The sequence below is a fragment of the Geomonas oryzisoli genome (genome assembly GCF_018986915.1).
GTDB classification, from domain to species: domain Bacteria; phylum Desulfobacterota; class Desulfuromonadia; order Geobacterales; family Geobacteraceae; genus Geomonas; species Geomonas oryzisoli.
This window is the reverse complement of sequence record NZ_CP076723.1, coordinates 1,959,890-1,980,320: the sequence shown is the minus strand read 5'-3', so window position 1 is coordinate 1,980,320 and position 20,431 is coordinate 1,959,890. Positions and strand designations below refer to the sequence as shown.

The window sequence follows — 20,431 nt, the reverse complement described above, 5'->3', positions numbered from 1 at the left end:
GGTAAACGGCGCATGTAGCTGAGGTGGCGGGGTTCTGGGGGACTGAGACGGCATGGGGCAGGGAGTGGGACGGGCGGTGGGTGCTGATTTTTAGGGCAGATCTGACGAGTGGCAGGCAGTGGGTGGAGAAGGGGACTGGCTCCGCAAGGTGCCTGTCCCCTTGGTACTTGTGAAGCTGGCTGAGCTGAAGGGAGCGTTCCGCTAGAGGGACAGGCACCTGACGGAGCCAGTCCCTTCTGCCGCACGCGCCAGCACGGACTAGCCGGCGAGCTTGAACTGGCTCATGATCCGCTCCAGGTCTTTCACGCAGTCGGTAAGCTGGGCGGCTTGCCCGGCGCATTGATGCGCCCCTGCGGCGGTGCTTTGCACCAGATCGGTGATCTGCCTGATGTTGCCGCTAATCATGCCGGTGGTCGCGGTCTGCTCCTCGGCGGCTTGCGCGATCTGCACGATCTCACCGGCTACGGCGTTCACCTGGTCCAGTATCTCGCCCAGCGCGGTGCTCGACTTGGTCGCCTCGCCGGTGCCCGATTCCACTTCGTGCACCCCCTCCTCCATGGCAACCACGACTCCCTTGGTTTCCTGCTGAATGGTCTTGATCATGTCGCCGATCTCGCGGGTCGCCTTGGTGGTCCGCTCGGCAAGCGCCCGCACTTCGTCGGCAACCACGGCGAAGCCGCGCCCCTGTTCGCCGGCGCGGGCGGCCTCTATGGCAGCGTTGAGAGCCAACAGGTTGGTCTGGTCGGCGATATCCTCGATGGTGCCGATTATCTGGCCGATCTGGTCGCTGCGCTGCCCCAACTGCTCCACGGTTCCGGAAAGCCCCCTCACCCGCTGCGCGATCCGCTCCATGACGGTGATGGTGCCGGCGACCACGGCCACGCCGGTTTCGGCGATAGTGCTGGTGCAACGTGAATTCTCGGCGGCATGCTGGCAATTTCGGGAGATCTCATGGGAGGTGGCCGCCATCTCCTCGCTCGCTGTGGCCATGGTGACCGATTCGTTGGCGGCGTTACCGGCGTTACCGGCAATCTGCTCGGAAGCGACCGAAAGTTGGTCCGCTGCATCGACGAGGGTGGCGGAAGTGGCGTGCAGCTGTCGCATGACGTCGCTGAACCGCTCCACCATGGTTTTGAGGCTGATCATCATGCTCCTGACACTGCCGCCCCCCTGGACGGAAACCTCGACCGATAGGTCGCCCGTTGCGATCCGGTCCATGACCGTGGTGCAGGCGACGAAGGTGCTGTGGATGTTTTTGATGATGAAGGCGCTCAGGACAAGGCATCCGAGGATAACGGCGAGGCACAGTGCGATGAGCAGCACCGTAGAGCGGCTCAGCTCTGCTCCGGCACTCTTTTCCAGCGCAGCCCCCTTGGCGTTGGTCACGGTGACCAGCTTGTCGATGCTGCTGCGGTGCTGTTCATAGAGTCCGGACAGCGTCGCAAGCGATTGGGTAACCTTCGCCTGGTCTCCTGCCAGAAGCGCCGGAAAGAAATCGGACTGCGCGACCTGGTAGAAATGAATGGCGGGCCGGTAGGAAGCTTCCACCATAAGCTGTTTCTCATCGCCGTCCTTGAGCTCCTTGCCCCAGTAGACATGGCGCTCGTCATATTCCCCTTTGAGCTTCTTGAACGAGTCCTGCAGCGCCCTGATCTTGCCCTGATCGCTCTCCCGCGCGGCCTGGAGCACCACCAGGTACGACTCGATGATGTACTCCGGCGGAGGCAGGATGTCCGCAACCAGGTCCTTGCCCTGCACGAGCTCGTTGTAGATCGGACCGTTCACCTTCACCCGGTTGATGATCGAATATGCGCTGATGGAAACGAAGGTAAGTCCTATGACGCAGACAAGGGCAAGAAAGACTATCTGTTGCAGCACACTGAAACGGGAGATGGAGGATTGCCTCATCGCACACCTCAATTGGGGTAGTTAATATGACAACCCTTTCAGTATCGGCACGGTCGCGCGCAGCTTTAGCACTATCCGGGATCGGCAACTACAGTGAGTGAATGGGACGGATTGAAGGGGATGGCTTGGGTGAAGGGGGATGGCTTTCGCAGGAGCGAAGCGGGGGGCGGAAAAATCAGGCGCCGTTGGCCAGGTGGATGCCGCGCAGCAGGTCGCGGGTCTCCTGTTCGCCCACTACCGACTCGACCACGGCGTACCCGGCCACCAGCATGTCCCAAAGATGTTCGCCGCGATGGGCGTCGCTGCCGAGGCAGGAGTACAATCCGTGCCTCAGGAACAACAGCGCGCGCTCGCGCACCTCGTAGCCGTAGTACCCGGCGAAACTCCCCAGGTTGCCCTGGAACCGGCAGCCGAGCCGTTTGAGCGCCACGATCTCCGAGTCTCCCAGGTCGAGCTCGGGCTCCCTGCCGAGCACGAGGGACAGTGCGGCGCGCAGCCCCCCTCCGGCTGCCGGATCGAATGCAGCGCAGCGTTCCGGGTGCGCTATCAGCGGGGCAAGGCCGTGACTGGAAAAGGTTTGCACCATGGGATGCAGCAGTTCGGGGCCGGCCCGGAAGGGAACTTCCACCAGAAGATAGCGCGAAGCGCCCACCCTCAGGGCTCCCGGCAGGAATTCCGGGAGGTACTGGTCCAGGTAGTGTTCGTTGCCGGGGACCAGGCGCAAGGCGATCCCCTCCTCATCGATCCGGCGCTGCATGATGTCTACTGCGCGAATGACGCGGGCAGGTTCATTCTCATAGCCGCCGCGAATGAGGTGAGGAGTGCAATGCACGGTGGCAAAGCCGAAGCTTGAAAGCGTGCGCGCCATATGAAGCGACTCTTTCAGGTCCACGGCGCCATCATCGAGTGCCGGCAAAAGATGACAATGATAGTCGGTAAATTCCGAAGTCATGTCATATTCTGTAGCACCAGTCTGCCGTTAAGTCAAAGATTGGCACTTTCGCAGATCTCCGACAGTCACATGCTCGCTAACCACTCGAAACCCTCGCCTTGCCATCAGCAACGACCCCGGTAGAATTATCCTTTGTGCGAGGAGGTACTGTGGAGAAGACCAAGACCTTCCTGAAAAAGTCGCGGCTAAATCAGTTCCTGGAGACTCTGCGCATCTTCGGCGAACTGCACGGCCCCACCGTCTCCGAAAGCGGGGTGTACTGTTTCTCGCCGTTGCACGAACCTGCCCAGTTGCAGCTCGACTACCGCCGCACCCAGATCCCCCCCAAGAAATACCTGCTCCCCTTTAGAGAAGAGATCCTCCATTACGCATCCGGCACCTACCGTGAAGGCCATTCCGGTGCGGGTGACCTGGTCCTGTTCGGTGTGCACAGCTGCGACCTGGAAGGCATCGCTTACCTGGATCGCGTTTTCCTGGCCGACCCGGCCGACCCCGGCTATTCGACTCGCAGGTCCCACCTCACCCTCGTTGGAACATCCTGCGAGCCGGACGATTTCTGTTTTTGCCCGGAGGGACGGGAATCATCCTCCTGCGATCTCTTCCTGGCCGCCTCGCAGGACGGCTTCCATCTCTCCAGTCACAGCGCCAGGGGAGCGGCGCTTCTCTCCGGCGCGGCCCATCTGCTCACGAAAGGGCCGCCCCCGCCCCGGCGCCCTTCCGGGACCTGCCTTACGCCACAGGATCCGCAACTGCGTTTTTCCGAGAACCCGCTGTGGCACAAGTTCGCCTCGACCTGCGTTTCTTGCGGGGCCTGTTCGGTCTGCTGTCCCACCTGCTACTGCTTCGACGTGCGCGAGTACGCCTCGCTTTCCGGGGGCGCCCTGCGTATCAGGGAGTGGGACAACTGCCTGTTCGCCAGCCACGGCGAGGTAGCCGGCGCCAATTTCCGTCCGGACCGGCTGGAGCGGCTGCGCTACCGCTTCCTGCACAAGTACTGCGGCTTCACACCGCTGCAGGGAGTCAACTCCTGCGTCGGCTGCGGCCGCTGCAAGGAAGTCTGCCCTGTCGACATCGACCTGCGCGAACTGACCGCACCCGAGCCGGAGGAGCGATGAAACAAGCCCAGCACACGCATGTCCCCATCGCCGCACGCCTGATAGAGCGCACGGACCTGTCGGAAGACACCACCTTGTTCCGCATCGCCCCGGAGGAGCGCGCCCTCGCCGAGCTGTCCTCTTTCGTTCCCGGGCAGTTCGTGCAGCTTTCGGTGCCGGGGGCGGGGGAGATCCCGATCTCACCGGCGGACCTCCCTGCTCCGGACGGGACGCTGGAGCTATGCGTGCGCCGGGTCGGGCACGTCACCGAACTGCTGCACAAGCAGCGGCCAGGCGCGAAACTGGGGATCCGGGGGCCCTTCGGCAGCGGATTCCCTCTGCGGGAGATGGCCGGCCGACCGGTGCTGCTCCTGGCCGGCGGTCTGGGCATCGCGCCGCTGCGTTCCCTGCTCATGCATCTATTGCGGCAACGAAACCGCTACGGAGAGATCACCCTCATGTACGGCGCCAAACAGCCCCGGCTCATGCTGTTCAGGGAGGAGCTGACCGCCCTGGCCGCCGAAGGCGGGATGCGGCTTTACCTCACCGTCGACTTCGCACCGGAGACAGCGGAAGGGAACCACTCCTGCGCGATCGGACTGCTGCCCGACCTCCTGAAGGGGTTCCGCTTCGATGCCGCCACCACCTACGCCGCCGTCTGCGGCCCGCCTCCCCTGTATCGCTGCCTGGTGGCCGACCTCGAGCGCGCGGGAGTCGCCGCGGAACGCATCCTGCTCAGTCTGGAGCGCAGGATGCGCTGCGGGGTGGGACGCTGCTGCCACTGCGGCCTCGGTCAGAAACTTTGCTGCGTGGATGGGCCCGTTTTTCGGGCCGGCGAACTGAAAGGGATACCGGAGGCGCTGTGAGACCGATGAAACTCGCCATTGCCGGGCTCACGGCCTGCTCGGGGTGCCAGCTCACCCTGTTGAACTGCGAGGACGAGCTCCCCGAACTGCTGGCGCGCTGCGAGCTGGTCTACTTCCCTCTCGCCGAAAGCGGCAATGTGCTCGAGGTGCAGTTCGACGCCGCCCTCGTCGAGGGGGCCGTCTCGACGCCGAAGGACCTGGAGCTGTTGTTCAAGCTCAGAAACGCCAGCACGCACCTTGTGGCCTACGGCACCTGCGCGCTCTTTGGCGGCGTCGCCGCTATGAACAACGGGCTCAACACCAGGCAAGAGCTGCTACAGTCGGTGTTCGGCACCGGGGGCTGCCTCCCCGAGAGCTTCGCGCCCGCCCCCCTGGCCAATTTCGTCAGTGTGGACGCGGCGGTGACCGGCTGCCCCCCCGAAAAACACGAGATCGTTGAGATGGTAGCGGCCCTGGCAGCGGGAACGCTCCCACCTGCGCGTCACTACCCGGTATGCACCGAGTGCCGCAGCCGCGAAAATCTCTGTCTGTTGCTGGAGAAGCGGCAGCTCTGCCTGGGGCCCGTGGTGCAGGGCGGCTGCAACGCACGTTGTCCCGCCACCGGCATCGTCTGCGAGGGATGTCGCGGGCCGGTGCGGGAGGCCAACGTGGCCCAGGAGCTGGAGCTGCTCCTGGAGCGGGGGTTCGGCAAGGATGAAATCGAACGCAGGATGAGCCGTTTCAAACCGGAGTGGGATTATGGGCAGCGTCGTTGAGATAGCGCCTCTGACCAGGCTGGAAGGTCACGGCAGGGTGCGGGTCTACCGCGAGGGATGCCGGGTGGAGCGGGTCGAGCTGCAGTTGGTGGACTCGCCCCGCCTCTTCGAAGCGCTGCTCCTGGACAAGAGCTTCGCCGAGGTGCCGGAGATCATCTGCCGCATCTGCGCGCTCTGCTCGACGGTGCACAAGGTGACCGCGCTCCTCGCGGTAGAAGACGCCTTCGGCGTCGAGGTCTCTGAGGTGACCGCCCTCACCCGCGACCTGATGCTGCAGGCCGGGATGATCCAGGACCACGCTCTGCATCTCTACTGCCTGGTGCTGCCCGACCTGCTGGGGGTGCGGGGCGTGGCCGAACTGGCCCGGGTCGCTCCGGAGCTTTTGAAAACGGGTCTGGCCGTCAAGAAGGCCGGTAACGACATACTGGAGACGGCGGGCGGACGTCTCATTCATCCGGTCAACATCCGGCTGGGCGGCCTCGGGCGCAGTCTGACCAGCAGAGAACTTACGCGGCTGAAGGACGGGCTTTTAAAGGTGCTCCCGGCCGTGCAGGAGGCGCATCGGCTCTTCAGCACGCCCTTCCCCTTCCCCGAGCTCCCCGTGCCGGACTTTCTCGCCCTGCAGCCATCGGACTCTCCGCTTGAGGCGCGGCTTTGCCGCATGGGCGACGGCGCCTCCTTCCCGCTGCGGGATTACCGCCACCACATAGAGGAAACGGTCGTTGGGCATTCCCACGCGAAACTCTCACGGGTGCAGGGCAAGGAAGCCACCGTCGGCGCCCTGGCCCGGCTCAACCTGAACCCCGACCTGGAACCCGGGGCCGGCGCCCTGTTCGCCTCCCATAAAAGGGAACTGGTCGGCAAGGACATGCGCGGCAACAACGTGGCCCAGGCGATCGAGATGTGCCACGCCACCGAGCGGGCGCTGCACCTGATCGACCGGCTCACCGAACTGGGTCCGCGGCGGGAGGAACCGGTCGCACCGACGGTGCGCGCGGCGACCGGTTGCGCGGCCTGCGAGGCGCCGCGCGGGGTTCTGATCCATAGTTATTCCTTCGATGCGCAAGGGATCTGCACCACGGCCGACGTGATCACCCCCACGGCGCTGAACCAGGGCGCCCTGGCTCGCGACCTACTGGCACTGGCCCGCGGCATGGAGGGTGAAGAGACCAGCCGCATGACCACGGCCCTGGAGCGCCTCATCCGCTGCTACGATCCCTGCATCTCCTGCTCCGTCCACGTGCTGCCACTCTAGCACATCACCTTCCGATGACGACGCTACTCTACCTGACTTCCAACCGGCACTTCACTGACGCAACGTTTGTTGCATCCGCGGGCTCACGCTTTTACAAATTCGAAAGGCAACTGTCATACCAACAATAGGATAAAGTGGTCTGACAGGCAGTAACGGGAACTCACTCAAACAGGCGAAACGGGCGAAATGACAGACGGTTTTCCGGACTGGCAAATGAAAGAAAAACGCTATTTTTCAGCAGGTTAGATCAGATGAAATTAATTTCATGTCTTTCTTGACAGTCATTACCGGGTTGCTAGACTTGGGTCAAGCTTACGCATGTGAATGCGAGCGGCTCTGGAATACTCGTTGCGCATCCGTTTGGGTCCCTGACTACCTTATTTATCAAGATGTCCCTGGTTTCAGTCGTGGTGAGCAAGCCCTCAACAAGGCAGAGGGAAGCCTAAAGCGCCTCACCGGGGTATGTTGCGACGCTGGTCAGTAATCCATGCCTCCCCGTAGCGGTATTCCGGAGCGAATTAGAAATTGGCGTTACTCAGGACAACGCTGAAAGCGACTTATCTCATCCGCCAGGCGTTAGCGCTTGAAAAAGGGAAGCAAGCGGTACGAGCCGCGGGGAGGCACCGACCCCGCAGCACCGGCCGCTAAGCTTTACCGACGGATTGGAAGAAAGTGCCCCGATCTAACGCCAATGCAGGGAAAGGCCCATGGACCACCATGGGCCTTTTTTAGTTCCTGGCGCCTGCGTACCCGGGACCGAAATAGCGGTGCGGCGAGTCGATAATCATCAGGAAAAGAGCCCGGTAGTCCGTGCGCGCAATGACGAAGAGCATTTATCTAACTAGCTATATTCTTGAGATAAATATTGTCACACATCTTCCACAACGGCTGTGGAAAAGTCTGTGGGAAACACGGCTTCGGATGAAAAAAAGGACGTTGCGATAACTAATGATAGCGTTTTGCCTAGTTTTTAGGCAGCCGCCAGGTCCTGATGAAATTGACAAGGAAGCGCAGGGATGGGTGAAGGGAAGAAACGGGGCGAATGATTATTCGCCCCTACAGGTGGACGTAAGAGACATACCCGGCAGGGGGTCACCCTTTGAGGCCGGCCTCCAGGTTTGGATAGAGCAAGGTGATGCCGAGCTCCTTCAGCATCTTGCTGCTGTCGACGATGCGCCCCTCGGAGAAGTAGGAGATCATGAGCGGGGTCATGACCTGACGAGCCTCGGCCATGGTCATCTGCCTGGGCCTGGGGAGTCCCAGCTTGTCGGCGGCGGCGTTGAAGTACGCGGTCATGGTGCTCGGAGCGCCGTCGCTCACGTTGAACACCGCGCCGTCCTTACCCCGCTCCAGGGCGGCCAGGCAGATGCGGGAGAGGTCGTCGGCGTGGATCCGGTTGCTGGGGAGGGCTTCCTCCTCCAGGAGCACCGGCTGACCGGTGGTGAGCTGGGTGACCGGCAGGCGGTCAGCGGCGTAGATGGCGGTCACCCTGAGCACGACCACAGCGACGCCGCGCTCGCGCCCCCACGCCTGCAGCAGGCGCTCGGCATGCAGGCGCCTCTTGCCGCGCGCGGTCTGCGGGACCGGTTCGGTTTCTTCGGTGACCACCTCGCTTCCGCCGCCGTAGACGCCGCTGGTGCTGATATAGACGACCTTGGCGGGCTCATCCCCAGCTGCGATGGCGGACAGGAAGTTGCGCATCCTGGTGTCTTCGTTGCCGCCTCCCGGCGGCGGCGCCAGGTAGATTACACCCGCGCCGTGAGTGGGAAGCCCGCGCAGGGTTTCCGGCTCATCGAGATTCCCCGTATAGTGCCGTACTCCCGCGAGCGGTGCTTCGCCCCTTTTGAAGGTGGAAACCTCCACCCCCTGCGCCAGTGCCAGCACGGCCACCCGACGGCCGACGGCACCACAGCCTACGATCAGTAATGGTTGCATAGATACCTCTTTGCCCCGTAGTACTGCTGCAGCAGGCGCTGCAGCCCTACCTTTCTACCAGAAACCCCGCCGCGATGTCAGCAAAAAACCCGTAAGTCCTCCCTGCATGGCAAACCCATTATTTTGTAAAAAAATTTTAATATGCTAAGGTTTTGCTTTTGACGGAGGAAAGGGCATGAAATACCGGGCGGGTACCTGCATTGCACTGCTTCTGTTCACAGGCATTGCCACCGGGGCGCTGATACCCAAGCCTCCGGGGATCCAGATCGAACAGGAGGAATTCCTGGAAGCCGAGGACTGGTTCCAGGCCGGTGTGGAGTTGAACAGCGAGGGGAACTACCGCGAGGCGACCGAGGCGTTCCGCATGAGCGTAGCCCTTGCTCCCGGTAACGCCCTGGCCTGGCTCAACCTGGGAACCTCGCAGGCCTTGACCGGCGACTACAACCGCGCCATAGAGTCGCTGAAGAAGTCGGTACTGCTCGATCCCTCCCTGGCACTAGCCTATTCCAACCTGGGCGAGGTCTGTTTCAGGACGGACCGCTACGCTGAAGCGGCCGAGGCCTACACGACTTTACTGAAGCTGTGGCCGGGCAATGCCAATGCTCTTTACAAGCTGGGACTGTCACATCTGCTGCTTGATGAGACGGAGAAGGCACAGGGAGAGTACCTGACACTGAAAATAGTAGATCCCGAACTGGCGGAAAAACTTCATCATGCGATAATTCAGGGTGCCGGCAATTGAAGGGAGGGCACCATGAGATATTCGCCGTTGATCACCGACCTGTACGAGCTCACCATGTTGGCGGGGTACCTGGACCAGGGCATGCACGAGCGCCCTGCAGTCTTCGACCTGTTCTTTCGACATAACCCGTTCCGTGGCGGCTACGCCGTCTTCGCAGGGCTCGACACGGCCCTTTCCTACCTCGAAGGACTCTCCTTCAGCGGCGAAGAACTTGGCTACCTGGAGAGCCTCAATATCTTCAAACCCACTTTCCTCTCCTACCTCTCCGATTTCCGCTTCAACGGGAGCATAACGGCGCCTGCCGAAGGGACGGTGGTCTTTGGAGGGGAACCGCTCCTCACCGTGGAGGGGGGGCTCGCCGAGGCACAGTTCGTAGAAACCGCTCTTTTGAACATCATCAATTTTCAGACCCTGACCGCCACCAAAGCGGCCCGCATCAAGCTCGCTGCCGGCGACGCCACGGTGCTCGAGTTCGGGCTGCGCCGCGCCCAGGGGCCGGACGGTGGGCTCTCCAACGCCAGGGCCGCCTACATCGGCGGGGTACGCTCCACCAGCAACGTGTTGGCCGGCATGCGCTACGGCATCCCGGTGCGCGGCACCCACGCCCACAGCTGGATCATGGCCTTCCCGGACGAGCTCACCGCCTTCCGCTGCTACGCGAAGGAGTTCCCGGACAGCTGCATCCTGTTGATCGACACCTACGATACCCTGCAAAGCGGCCTCCCCAACGCGCTCACCGTGGCCCGCGAACTGAAGGAGCAGGGGCATGACCTGGTCGGCGTGCGCATCGATTCGGGCGACCTCGCCTACCTCTCCCGCAAGGTCCGCGCCGCCTTCGACGAGGCCGGGTTCCCGCAGGTGAAGATCGTCGCCTCCAACGAGCTGGACGAAAACGTAATCGAGTCGATGCGCCGGGAGGGAAGCAGGATCGACATCTACGGCGTCGGCACCCGGCTGGCCACCTGCGCCGGCGAGGGCGGCGGCGCACTGGGAGGGGTCTACAAGCTGGTGCTCATCGACGGGGAACCAAAGCTCAAACTGACCAGCGACGTGGCCAAGGCAACCCTGCCCGACCGCAAGAAGGTGCTGCGCGCGGTGGCCCCGGACGGCTCGTTCATCCTCGATCTGATCGCGCTGCAGGACGAGGAAATCCATCCCGGCACCGTGGTCTTCGACCCCGCGAACCCCGTGCAGCATGTCCGCATCCCGGAAAACGCGCGCCTTATCGACGTCCGGCGCAAGGTGATGGAGGATGGCAAACGGTGCCTCTCCACGCCGGACCTGGGGAGTTGCGCCGACCTGGCCGCCGAGCAACTGCAGCGTCTCCCCGACGGCTGCCTCAGGCTGGTGAACCCGCACATCTACAAGGTCTCCATCAGCTCCGGCGTCAACACCCTGCGCCTGCAGCTGATGACCCGCATCCAGAGCAAATACCGCAGCTAGAGCCGATGGCGGCTGCGTGCAGCCGTGATCCGGTAAAGGAGGCAAGCGATGCAACGAAGGGGCGCCCTTCTCGTGGTCGATGTCCAGCTCGACTTCTGCCCGGGCGGCGCGCTGCCGGTCCCGGAGGGGGACCAGGTGGTGCCGCCGCTGAACCGCTACCTGGAACTGTTCAACGAGCGCAGCGTGCCCATCTTCGCATCCCGCGACTGGCACCCGGATGAGAGCAGGCACTTCAGGGACAAGGGGGGGATCTGGCCGCGGCACTGCGTCCAGGGCTCGTCCGGCGCCGACTTTCACCCCGGACTGCGGCTCCCGGAGGGGACCATCGTCATCTCCAAGGGGATGTCCAGCTGGGATAACGGCTACTCCGCACTCCAGGGGGTAACCGAAAACGGGACGCCGTTCGCCATGCTCTTGCGCCGCATGGAACTGGACCGGCTCTACGTCGGGGGACTGGCTACGGATTACTGCGTGAAGGAGTCCGTGCTGGAAGCGCTCAGGGAGGGGTTCGGAGTGACGGTGCTGACCGACGCCATTCGCGGCGTTGACGTGAAGCCGGGAGATTCCGACCACGCATTGGGAGAGATGGTCGCAGCCGGCGCGGACCAGGCGACCTTCGCTTCGGTGCGCAGCGCTTTGCAGGGCGCCCCCCCGGCAGAATAGGGTGAAGCAGCGTTTTGCCTACGTTTTTTATACCTGCACCATACAAAAATATGCTCCCGGCAAAATTCAGTGCCGACGGGGCATTTTTTTTTGACAGCGTCCGGGAAACGCGCTAGATTACGCCACATTAAAAACTGCTAGCGCGGGAGCATACCATGATTAAGACCAACAATCTCAAGGTAAAAAGCATCACCCCGATCATTGCACCGACCGATCTGAGGCAGGTTTTCCCGATCTCGGAACAGTCCAGCGCCTGCGTGACCGAAAGCCGCGCCGCCATCGCCAAGATCCTGAGGGGCGAGGACAAGCGACTGATGGTGGTGGTAGGCCCCTGCTCCATTCACGACACCAAGGGCGCCCTGGAGTACGCGGAGAAGCTTGCCGCACTCGCCAAGGAAGTCTCCGAGGAACTCCTCTTGATCATGCGCGTGTATTTCGAGAAGCCGCGCACTACGGTTGGCTGGAAGGGACTCATCAACGATCCCGGCATGGACGGCACCCACCTCATTTCCAAGGGTCTGGGGATCGCCCGCGGGCTTTTATGCAAGGTGACCGAAATGGGGCTCCCGGTAGCGACCGAGATGCTCGACCCCATCACGCCGGAATACCTGGCCGATCTCCTCTCCTGGGGCGCCATCGGTGCAAGGACCACGGAATCCCAGACCCACCGCGAGATGGCCAGCGGCCTCTCCTTCCCGATCGGCTTCAAAAACGGCACCGACGGCAACCTCCAGATCGCCATCGACGCCATGAAGGCCGCGCTGCACCCGCACAGCTTTTTGGGCATCAACCGCGACGGCCTCACCTCCATCATCCAGACCACCGGCAACCCCGACGTACACATGGTGCTGCGCGGCGGCAACAAGAAGCCCAACTACGCGCCGGAGGACATCGCCAAGTCCGAGGAGATGCTCACCAAGGCGGGGCTGAACCCGACCCTGATGGTGGACTGCAGCCACGGCAACTCGGAGAAGAAATTTGAGCGCCAGACCGAGGTGCTGAAAAGCGTGGTCGACCAGATCGTCGCCGGCAACCGCTCCATCTCCGGGGTCATGATCGAGAGTTACCTGAAGGAAGGAAACCAGCCGCTGCCGAAGAACCTCGCCGACCTCACCTACGGCGTCTCCATCACCGACAGCTGCATCAGCTGGGAAACCACTGAGAAGGCCCTGCGCGAGGCGCACCAGAAACTCAAGGCGTGCGGCGGAAGGAAATTAGCCTAACCCCGGCACACAGAGGACGCAGAGGCCCACAGAGGACACAGAGGTAGACCGATAGGACCTCTTGATTATTCGCCCCTACAGGTCGCCACATGAAACGAAAAAAGGCCCCCGAGCTTACGCCGGGGGCCTTTTCCGTTTCTGCTGACTGCCCTGCCCTACTTCGCGGTGATGAGGTAGAGCGGCTTCACGAAGGTCGCATCGGTGGCAGCCCTCACCTCTTCCACGACGTCCGCGGGAACGGCGGAGTCCAGCGACAGGATGACCATCGCCTCCCCCTTCTTCTCGCGACGACCGAGGTTCATGGCGGCGATGTTGATCTCGTGCTTGCCGAGAATGGTGCCGATCTTGCCGATGATGCCGGGACGGTCGCCGTAGGCCATGAGCAGCATGTGCTCCTCAGGACGGAAGTCCATCTGGTAGTCACGCAGCTTGACGATGCGGGGCACGCCCTCGAACACGGTGCCGGTGATCAGGCGCTTCTCGCCCGGACCTTCGATGGTCACCGTGATCATGTTGGAGAAGTCCTCGGTGTGCTTGGTCTTCACCTCTTCGACCACGATCCCCATGCTGTCCGCCACGAGCTGCGCGTTCACCATGTTCACCTCCTGCTCGACCCTGCGGTTCAGCAGGGAAGCAAGGCCGCAGACGGTGATCGGGGTGCAGTCGTACTGCGCCAGGCCGCCGGTGTAGGTGAAGGTGATCTTGTTCAGGTTGGTGTCGACCAGCTGGATGATGAAGTCGGCCAGCACGTTCACCAGGTTCAGGTACGGACGCATCTGCCCCATGAGGGAGGCGTCGAACTTGGGGATGTTGATGGCGTTCTCGATCGGCTGCTCGTCCATGTAGCGCAGGATTTCCTTGGCCACGTCGACGGCGACGTTCACCTGCGCCTCGAAGGTGTTGGCGCCAAGGTGCGGGGTGACCACCATCTTCTCGTGACCGATCAGCTTCTTGAGGGTGTCGGAATCGGGCGGCTCCTGGCTCCAGACGTCGAAGGCGGCGCCTGCGACGCGGCCGGAGTCGAGGGCTTCCAGCATCGCCTCTTCGTTGATGATGCCGCCGCGCGCCGCGTTGATGATGATGACGCCGTCCTTCATGGCGGCCAGTTCCTTCGTGCCGATCATGTTGTGGGTCTCGCTGGTGAGCGGGGTGTGGACGGTGATGATGTCGCAGTTCTTGATGATCTCGTCGAGGGTGACCAGCTTCACGCCGAGGTCATGAGCGCGTTTTTCGGCGATGTACGGGTCGCAGGCAAGCACTTCACACTCGAAGGCCTTGAGACGGGTGGCGACACGGCCGCCGACCTTGCCCAGGCCGATGACGCCGGCAGTCCTGCCCTTGAGCTCATAACCGGTGAACGGGGCGCGCTTCCAGGCGCCGCCTTTCAGGGAGCCGTTGGCCTTGGTGACGTTGCGGCAGAAGGAAAGCAAAAGCGCCATGGCGTGCTCGGCCGCGCTGTTGGTGTTGCCGAAGGGAGCGTTGACCACGATGACGCCCTTGGCGGAAGCGTAGTCAACGTCGACGTTGTCGACGCCGACGCCGGCGCGGGCGACGAGTTTAAGGTTGGTCGCGGCGTCGAGCAGGGGCTTGTCCACGGTGGTGCCGCTTCTGGTGATGATAACGTCGTAATCACCAATGATCGAGTAAAGCTCCTCCTTCTTCAGTCCCAGCTTGATGTCCATCTGCACGCGCGGGTCGCGCTGCAAAATCGCCAGTCCTTCGTGAGCCACCTCATCGGTTACGATAATCTTCATTGCCACTCCTTTGTTTGGGTTAGAAACAAGTTCTACGTTCTACGTTCTACGTTCTACGTTCTGCGTTGCGATTAAATATACCGGCTGCTTCAGATCGGGTGCGGATGCTTGGCCAACTGGATGAAACGGCGCACCTTGTCGGGGTCCTTCTTTCCCGGAGAGGCCTCTACGCCGCTGGAAACATCCACCCCATATGGCTGAACCCGCGTTACCGCCGCCGCGATGTTTTCGGGGGTGAGCCCGCCCGCCAGCACGACACGTCCCTGCTGCTTCGCGGCGATGGCACACTCCCAGTCGAACACCTCTCCGGTTCCGCCGTAGGCGTGAGGCGAATAGGCGTCGAGCAGGTAGGCTGCAACCCGGTAGTCGGCAAGCGGGGTAAGACTCTCGGGCCCGCGGACCCGGAAGGCTTTCATCACCCTGCGTCGGACCAGGCGGCAAAACTCGGGGCTTTCCTCGCCGTGCAACTGCACGATGTCCAGGCCGCAGCAGTCCGCGGTGCTGTTGACGACATCGAGATCCTCATTGACGAAGAGCCCCACCACCTGCACGAAGGGAGGAAGTTTCTCGATGATGCGCGCTGCCGCCTCCACTCCGATGAAGCGGGGCGACTTGTCGAAGAAGACGAAGCCCAAGGCGTCGGCCCCGGCATCGACGGCCATCAGAGCATCCTGCTCGGATGTTATGCCACAAATCTTGACCTTTGTCATGCGCGTATACCCTTAGAATTACTCAACTTACCAACCCCAAAACCATTGGCCACGGAGAAAATCTGAGAACTTCTGAGAAAACCAAAACCACTTCTTTTGGGAAAACCTTCAGCATCCTCTTTGCTCGCTGACTTCAGTCTCCCCAGGATCTCTTCTGTTATAGGCTCACCTTCGGCAGCCGCTCCAGGGACTGGCGGATCGATTCCTCCGGATACTCGTAATCCTCGAGCCGGCCCGAGAGGTAGGCGTCGTAGGCGCCCATGTCGAGCTGACCGTGGCCGGAGAGACCGAAGAGGATGGTCTTCTCCTTCCCCTCCTCCTTGGCGAGTACGGCCTCGTCGATGGCGGCGCGCAGCGCGTGGGAGGATTCCGGTGCGGGTACGATCCCCTCGGTCCTGGCGAAGAGGAGCGCTCCTTCGAAGCAGGCATTCTGCTTGTAGGACTTCGCCTCGATCTCGCCGGCATGGTAGAGCTGGGAGATCAGCGCGGACTCGCCGTGATAGCGCAGACCGCCGGCGTGGATCCCCGGCGGCATGAAGTCGTGCCCCAGGGTGTACATCTTGGTGATGGGCGCGAGCTTCGCGGTGTCGCCGTAGTCGAACGCGTAGACCCCCTTGGTGAGGGTCGGACAGGACGCGGGCTCGACCGCCAGGCAGCGCACCTTCTTGCCATTGGCGCGGTCCGCAATGAACGGGAAGGCAAGACCGGCGAAGTTGGAACCGCCGCCGCAGCAGGCGATGACCACGTCGGGGTAATCCTGGGCCAGCGCCATCTGCTCCTTCGCCTCCAGGCCGATGACGGTCTGGTGCAGGCAGACGTGGTTCAGCACGCTCCCCAGGGCGTAGTTTGTGTCGTCGTGGGTGGCGGCATCCTCCACCGCCTCGGAGATGGCGATACCGAGGCTCCCCAGGTTGTCCGGATCGTGGGCCAGGATGCTGCGCCCGGCGTTGGTGAACTCGGAGGGGGACGGGATAACCGTGGCACCCCAGAGCTGCATCATGCTCTTCCGGTACGGCTTCTGCGTGCAGGAGACCTTCACCATGTAGATGGTGCACTCCAGCCCGAACATGGAACAGGCCAGCGCCAGGGAGCTCCCCCACTGGCCGGCGCCGGTTTCGGTGGCCAGCCTGCGGATGCCGGCCTGCTTGTTGTACCATGCCTGCGGGATGGCGCTGTTGGGCTTGTGCGAGCCCGCCGGGGAAACGCCTTCGTATTTGTAGTAGATCTTGGCCGGGGTCTGCAGCGCCTGCTCCAGCCTGTGGGCACGGAACAGCGGCGACGGGCGCCAGATCCGGTACTTCTCGCGCACCTCGTCGGGGATGTCGATCCAGCGCTGGGTGGACATCTCCTGCTCGATGAGGGACATCGGGAAAATAGGGGTCATGTCCTCCGGGGTGACCGGCTTCAGGGTGGCCGGGTTGATCACCGGCTCCAGCGGCCCCGGCATGTCCGGGATGATGTTGTACCACTGTTTCGGGATGCGGGATTCGTCAAGCAGGAACTTGGTATTCATAGCCACTCCTTTGTCAGTTGGAACATATCAATTCAAAGCGTCTACCTTAGGTGGAGAAGCAAATCCCCCCTGCCCCCCCTTTAACAAGGGGGGGACGCGGGATCACGTGCAGTGCTTCGTGGCAGCATATTTTCCTGGTTCCCAAGCTCCAGCTTAGGAACCCCATATGGCGCAAAACTCCAGCTTTGCATCCGAGGGGAGTTGGAGCTTCGCAGAGGCTTTGCGTTCCCAAGGTGGACCTTGGGAACGAGATCACTCCCTGCCCCCAGCCATTTACCCCAGCAACTCGGAGAGCTTCGCACCCACGTCGGGCTCGCGCATCAGGGACTCGCCGATCAGGAAGGCGTGCAACCCTTTCCCGGTGAGACGCTCTATCTCAGCCCGGGTGTTGATGCCGCTCTCGGCGACGATGATCCTGCCAGCCGGGATAAGGGCCGCCAACCGCTCCGAGGTGGCAATATCAACCTGGAAGGTGCGCAGGTCCCGGTTGTTGATACCGATCATGCTGCAGTCGGTCTGCAGCGCCATCTCCAGCTCCTTCTCGTCGTGCACTTCGAGGAGCACGTCCATGGAGAGCTCCTTGGCAAGACTGTGGAAGTCGCGCAGTTGCGGCACGTCAAGCATGGCGGCGATGAGAAGGATGGCGTCTGCGCCGGCGGCGCGGGCCTGGTAGATCTGGTAAGGATCGAAGATGAAGTCTTTGCGCAGAAGCGGCAACGAAACCTGCTCGCGGATCAGCGCCAGGTAGCTCAGGTGCCCCATGAAGAAGTGCTCGTCGGTGAGCACCGAGAGACAGGTGGCGCCGTTGTCCTGGTAGGTGGTGGCGATCTGCAGCGGGTCGAAGTCGGCCCGGATCAGCCCCTTGGATGGTGACCCTTTTTTCACCTCGGCGATGATGGGGGTCCAGCCGGAGCCGAGGGCATTGAGGATGGCGTTCTGAAAACCGCGGGGGGTGTCTTCGAGGTCGGCGAGGCGATCCATGATCTCGTTCAAGGGAACCGCGCTCATGGCGGCCTCGAGCTCACCCTGTTTGTAGTCGACTATCTTCCTGAGTACGTCGGGTACCTGGGTCATCTGCTATTGCACCTCGTTGGTTAGAGCCACCAGTCGTTCCAGTTGCTTGAGGCCGCGCCCGGAATCGATGGTATCGGCGGCGAGCCTGATTCCTTCCGCGACGTCCGCTACCTTGCCGGTAGCCAGCAGGGCGAAGGCGGCGTTCAGCAGGACGATCCGGCGTTTCGCGCCGTCCTTGCCGGCCAGGATGTCCCTGACGATGACGGCGTTGCCCTGGGCGTCGCCGCCGTGCAGTTCGGTGAGCGGCGCGCGCTCCAGGCCGAACTGTTCCGGCGTGATCTTGTAGACCTTGACGCCGTCGGGGCCGACCTCGCCGATGGTGCTCTCGCCGGTCAGGGTCACCTCGTCCATGCCGTCGCTGCCGTGCACCACGTAGCCGCGGCGGCAGCCGAGCTTCTTCAGGACCAGGGCCAGCTTCTCGACCAGTTCCTCGCGGTAGACGCCGAGCACCTGGCAGTCCGCGCCGGCGGGGTTGGTGAGCGGTCCCAGGATGTTGAAGATGGTGCGGATGCCGATCTCGCGGCGGGGGCCGATGGCGTGTTTCATGGCGCCATGCAGCGCGGGGGCGAACAGGAAGCCTATGCCGATCTCGGAGATGCAGCGCTCCACGGTCTCCGGGGTCACGTCGAGGTTTACTCCCAGCGCCTCGAGGACGTCGGCGGAGCCGCAGGAGGAGGAGACGGCGCGGTTGCCGTGCTTGGCGACCTTGACGCCGCAGGCGGATACGATGAAGGCGACGGTGGTGGAGATGTTGAAGGAGTTGGTGCCGGAGCCGCCGGTGCCGCAGGTGTCGAGGATGGTTTCGCGGTCGAGGTTGATGTCGTCGCGGTCGATGCCGAGGACGCTCTTGCCGACCCGGATCGGCATCGCCCGGTCCCGCATGACGCGGGCAGCACCGGTGATCTCCTCGACCGTCTCCCCCTTCATCCTGAGGGCGGTGATGAAGGAGGCGATCTGGGCCGGCGTCGCCCCGCCGGACATGACCTGGTCCATGACCTCGATCATCTCCGCCTCGCTGAGATTCTCCCGCTCCACAACACGCGCAATGGCCTTACGGATCATAGCAGCTCCTTCCAAACGTAATTCAAAGACACAAAAAGAGAAAAGCCGAACACAGAGGACTCAGAGGTGCTCAGAGATACACAGAGTAAAAGCATTGAGGATTTTCCCCTCTGTGACCTCTGTGGACCACAGTGACTTCTGTGTTCCGGGTTTACTGCCTGGACATCTTCAAGAAGTTGCGCAACAGGTCCATCCCCCCCTCGGTGAGGATGGATTCGGGGTGGAACTGCACCCCCCAGATCGGGAGCGTGCGGTGCCGCATCCCCATGATCTCCCCTTCGGCCACCCAGGCGGTCACCTCCAGCTCGGCGGGGAGCGTAGCGCGCTCGACGATCAGGGAGTGGTAGCGGGTCGCGGCGAAGGGGTTCGGAAGCCCCTCGAAGAGCTCCTTGCCGTCGTGCAGGATCGGAGAGGTCTTGCCGTGCATGAGCGTGGCGCTCTTGATGATCTTGCCGCCGAAGGCGTAGCCGATGGACTGGTGGCCGAGGCAGACCCCGAGGATGGGGATCTTGCCGGCGAAGTGGCGCACCACCTCGACCGAAATGCCGGCCTCTTCCGGGGAGCAGGGGCCGGGAGAGATCACGATGCGGTCCGGGGCAAGCGCCTCGATCTCGGCGATGGTGATCTTGTCGTTGCGATAAACCTTAACCTCCTCACCCAGCTCGCCCAGGTACTGGACGATGTTGTAGGTGAAGGAGTCGTAATTGTCGATCATCAAGAGCATAGTTTGGAAACCCGCTGGAATAGCGCGCCTTGCCTAAGCAGGCCCGGAACCCCACCCTTTTGCTGTTTAATGCGAATCGCAGAAATATATAGGTTTTGCCGAAGAAACTCAAGAAATTACGACAGGAAATGAGCAAAACGAGGGGGCCGGGACAGGAGACCAGGGCGAATAAGGCGGATTACCCTACCGTGCGAGGAGGAAATGTTTATCCTCCCCGAAACCAATTTCAGGCAGGCTAGCCGAGGGGTCGCTTGTTCCAGGCCAGCCAGTAGAACCCGAGGTCGCGCAGCAGGTTACTGAAGGAGTCGAAGTCGACCGGCTTGGTGAGATAGCTGTTGGCGTAGTTGCTGTAGGCCATGGCGAGGTCGCGCTCGGCCGCGGACGTGGTCAGCACCACCACCGGGATGGCCTTAAGGCGTTCGGAGGACTTCACCTGTTTCAATACCTCGATCCCGTCGACCTTGGGAAGGCGCAGGTCGAGGAGCACCAGGTGCGGCCGTGGATAGGCGCTCGTGTCGGCGTATCTGCCGCGGTTGTTGAGGTAGTCGAGGGCAGCTTCACCGTCTTCCACATGAAAGAGGCAGTTCACCAGGCCGGCATCGGTCAGGTTGCGGATGGCAAGCTCGGCGTGGTCCGGATTGTCCTCGACGAGCAGGATGCACAACGGTTCGCCTTCTATCATGGTTCGCTCCTTTCAAGCAAATAAAACTAAAGGCCTTTAACAGGGATAACTGCGGATCAAAGGGATTGTTAAACCT

At 62.3% G+C, this 20,431-nt stretch carries 18 protein-coding genes and 1 other RNA gene; 9 read left to right on the top strand and 10 right to left on the bottom strand.

The window, feature by feature from the left end; translation table 11 throughout:
• Positions 1 to 258: 258 nt before the first annotated feature.
• Entirely contained in the window at positions 259 to 1,878 is a 1,620-nt protein-coding gene (locus KP004_RS08765; protein ID WP_239026997.1) for a methyl-accepting chemotaxis protein, read from the bottom strand.
• 205 nt (positions 1,879 to 2,083) lie between these two features.
• Complete coding sequence (locus KP004_RS08760; RefSeq protein ID WP_216801949.1) at positions 2,084 to 2,860, bottom strand: tyrosine-protein phosphatase; 777 nt, start codon at positions 2,858 to 2,860, stop codon at positions 2,084 to 2,086.
• A 149-nt stretch (positions 2,861 to 3,009) separates the two neighbouring features.
• Here KP004_RS08760 and KP004_RS08755 point away from each other — a divergent pair, with 149 nt between their 5' ends.
• The 5 genes from KP004_RS08755 to ssrS all read left to right on the top strand — a co-directional run bounded on the left by KP004_RS08755 (position 3,010) and on the right by ssrS (position 7,349).
• Entirely contained in the window at positions 3,010 to 3,975 is a 966-nt protein-coding gene (locus KP004_RS08755; protein WP_216801948.1) for a 4Fe-4S dicluster domain-containing protein, read from the top strand.
• Positions 3,972 to 4,820 (top strand): FAD/NAD(P)-binding protein, encoded by an 849-nt coding sequence (locus KP004_RS08750; RefSeq protein WP_216801947.1) that lies wholly within the window; start codon positions 3,972 to 3,974, stop codon positions 4,818 to 4,820. Before KP004_RS08755 ends, KP004_RS08750 begins: the two co-directional genes overlap by 4 nt.
• Before the next feature lie 5 nt (positions 4,821 to 4,825).
• Complete coding sequence (locus KP004_RS08745; protein ID WP_239027038.1) at positions 4,826 to 5,575, top strand: NADH-quinone oxidoreductase subunit B family protein; 750 nt, start codon at positions 4,826 to 4,828, stop codon at positions 5,573 to 5,575.
• A complete protein-coding gene (locus tag KP004_RS08740; RefSeq protein WP_216801945.1) occupies positions 5,559 to 6,830 on the top strand; it encodes a Ni/Fe hydrogenase subunit alpha in 1,272 nt (423 codons plus the stop codon). The genes KP004_RS08745 and KP004_RS08740 overlap by 17 nt, the downstream gene beginning before the upstream one ends.
• 330 nt (positions 6,831 to 7,160) lie before the next feature.
• A non-coding RNA gene (ssrS, locus tag KP004_RS21565) (6S RNA) lies at positions 7,161 to 7,349 on the top strand.
• A 573-nt stretch (positions 7,350 to 7,922) separates the two neighbouring features.
• Here the strand turns inward: ssrS and KP004_RS08735 are convergent.
• The gene (locus tag KP004_RS08735; RefSeq protein WP_216801944.1) at positions 7,923 to 8,765 is read right to left on the bottom strand and encodes an NAD-dependent epimerase/dehydratase family protein; all 843 of its coding nucleotides are present in this window, start codon (positions 8,763 to 8,765) and stop codon (positions 7,923 to 7,925) included.
• A gap of 175 nt (positions 8,766 to 8,940) precedes the next feature.
• Here KP004_RS08735 and KP004_RS08730 point away from each other — a divergent pair, with 175 nt between their 5' ends.
• The 4 genes from KP004_RS08730 (at position 8,941) to KP004_RS08715 (ending at position 12,836) form a co-directional block, all read left to right on the top strand.
• Positions 8,941 to 9,507, top strand: coding sequence for a tetratricopeptide repeat protein (locus tag KP004_RS08730; RefSeq protein WP_216801943.1), 567 nt, complete (start codon positions 8,941 to 8,943; stop codon positions 9,505 to 9,507).
• 12 nt (positions 9,508 to 9,519) lie between these two features.
• Positions 9,520 to 10,950: a nicotinate phosphoribosyltransferase gene (locus KP004_RS08725; protein WP_216801942.1), complete on the top strand. Its 1,431-nt coding sequence runs from the start codon at positions 9,520 to 9,522 to the stop codon at positions 10,948 to 10,950.
• 48 nt (positions 10,951 to 10,998) lie between these two features.
• Positions 10,999 to 11,613, top strand: coding sequence for a nicotinamidase (locus tag KP004_RS08720; protein WP_216801941.1), 615 nt, complete (start codon positions 10,999 to 11,001; stop codon positions 11,611 to 11,613).
• Positions 11,614 to 11,768: 155 nt separating this feature from the next.
• On the top strand, positions 11,769 to 12,836 hold the full coding sequence (locus KP004_RS08715; RefSeq protein WP_216801940.1) for a 3-deoxy-7-phosphoheptulonate synthase: 1,068 nt from the start codon (positions 11,769 to 11,771) through the stop codon (positions 12,834 to 12,836).
• A 155-nt stretch (positions 12,837 to 12,991) separates the two neighbouring features.
• On the opposite strand, the gene serA is transcribed toward KP004_RS08715, so the two are convergent.
• The 7 genes from serA to KP004_RS08680 all read right to left on the bottom strand — a co-directional run bounded on the left by serA (position 12,992) and on the right by KP004_RS08680 (position 20,355).
• Positions 12,992 to 14,590, bottom strand: a complete 1,599-nt coding sequence (gene serA / locus KP004_RS08710) for a phosphoglycerate dehydrogenase (RefSeq protein WP_216801939.1) — start codon at positions 14,588 to 14,590, stop codon at positions 12,992 to 12,994.
• 89 nt (positions 14,591 to 14,679) lie between these two features.
• Positions 14,680 to 15,300, bottom strand: coding sequence for a phosphoribosylanthranilate isomerase (locus tag KP004_RS08705; RefSeq protein WP_216801938.1), 621 nt, complete (start codon positions 15,298 to 15,300; stop codon positions 14,680 to 14,682).
• 157 nt (positions 15,301 to 15,457) lie between these two features.
• Positions 15,458 to 16,813: a TrpB-like pyridoxal phosphate-dependent enzyme gene (locus KP004_RS08700; protein ID WP_216801937.1), complete on the bottom strand. Its 1,356-nt coding sequence runs from the start codon at positions 16,811 to 16,813 to the stop codon at positions 15,458 to 15,460.
• A 273-nt stretch (positions 16,814 to 17,086) separates the two neighbouring features.
• Entirely contained in the window at positions 17,087 to 17,887 is an 801-nt protein-coding gene (gene trpC, locus KP004_RS08695) for an indole-3-glycerol phosphate synthase TrpC (RefSeq protein ID WP_216801936.1), read from the bottom strand.
• Positions 17,888 to 17,890: 3 nt separating this feature from the next.
• Positions 17,891 to 18,949 carry an anthranilate phosphoribosyltransferase gene (gene trpD / locus KP004_RS08690; protein ID WP_216801935.1) on the bottom strand — a complete coding sequence of 353 codons (1,059 nt, stop codon included), beginning with the start codon at positions 18,947 to 18,949 and terminating at the stop codon, positions 17,891 to 17,893.
• Between the two features lie 151 nt (positions 18,950 to 19,100).
• A complete protein-coding gene (locus tag KP004_RS08685) occupies positions 19,101 to 19,673 on the bottom strand; it encodes an anthranilate synthase component II (RefSeq protein WP_216801934.1) in 573 nt (190 codons plus the stop codon).
• Positions 19,674 to 19,908: 235 nt separating this feature from the next.
• Positions 19,909 to 20,355: a response regulator gene (locus tag KP004_RS08680; protein WP_216801933.1), complete on the bottom strand. Its 447-nt coding sequence runs from the start codon at positions 20,353 to 20,355 to the stop codon at positions 19,909 to 19,911.
• Positions 20,356 to 20,431 lie beyond the last annotated feature (76 nt).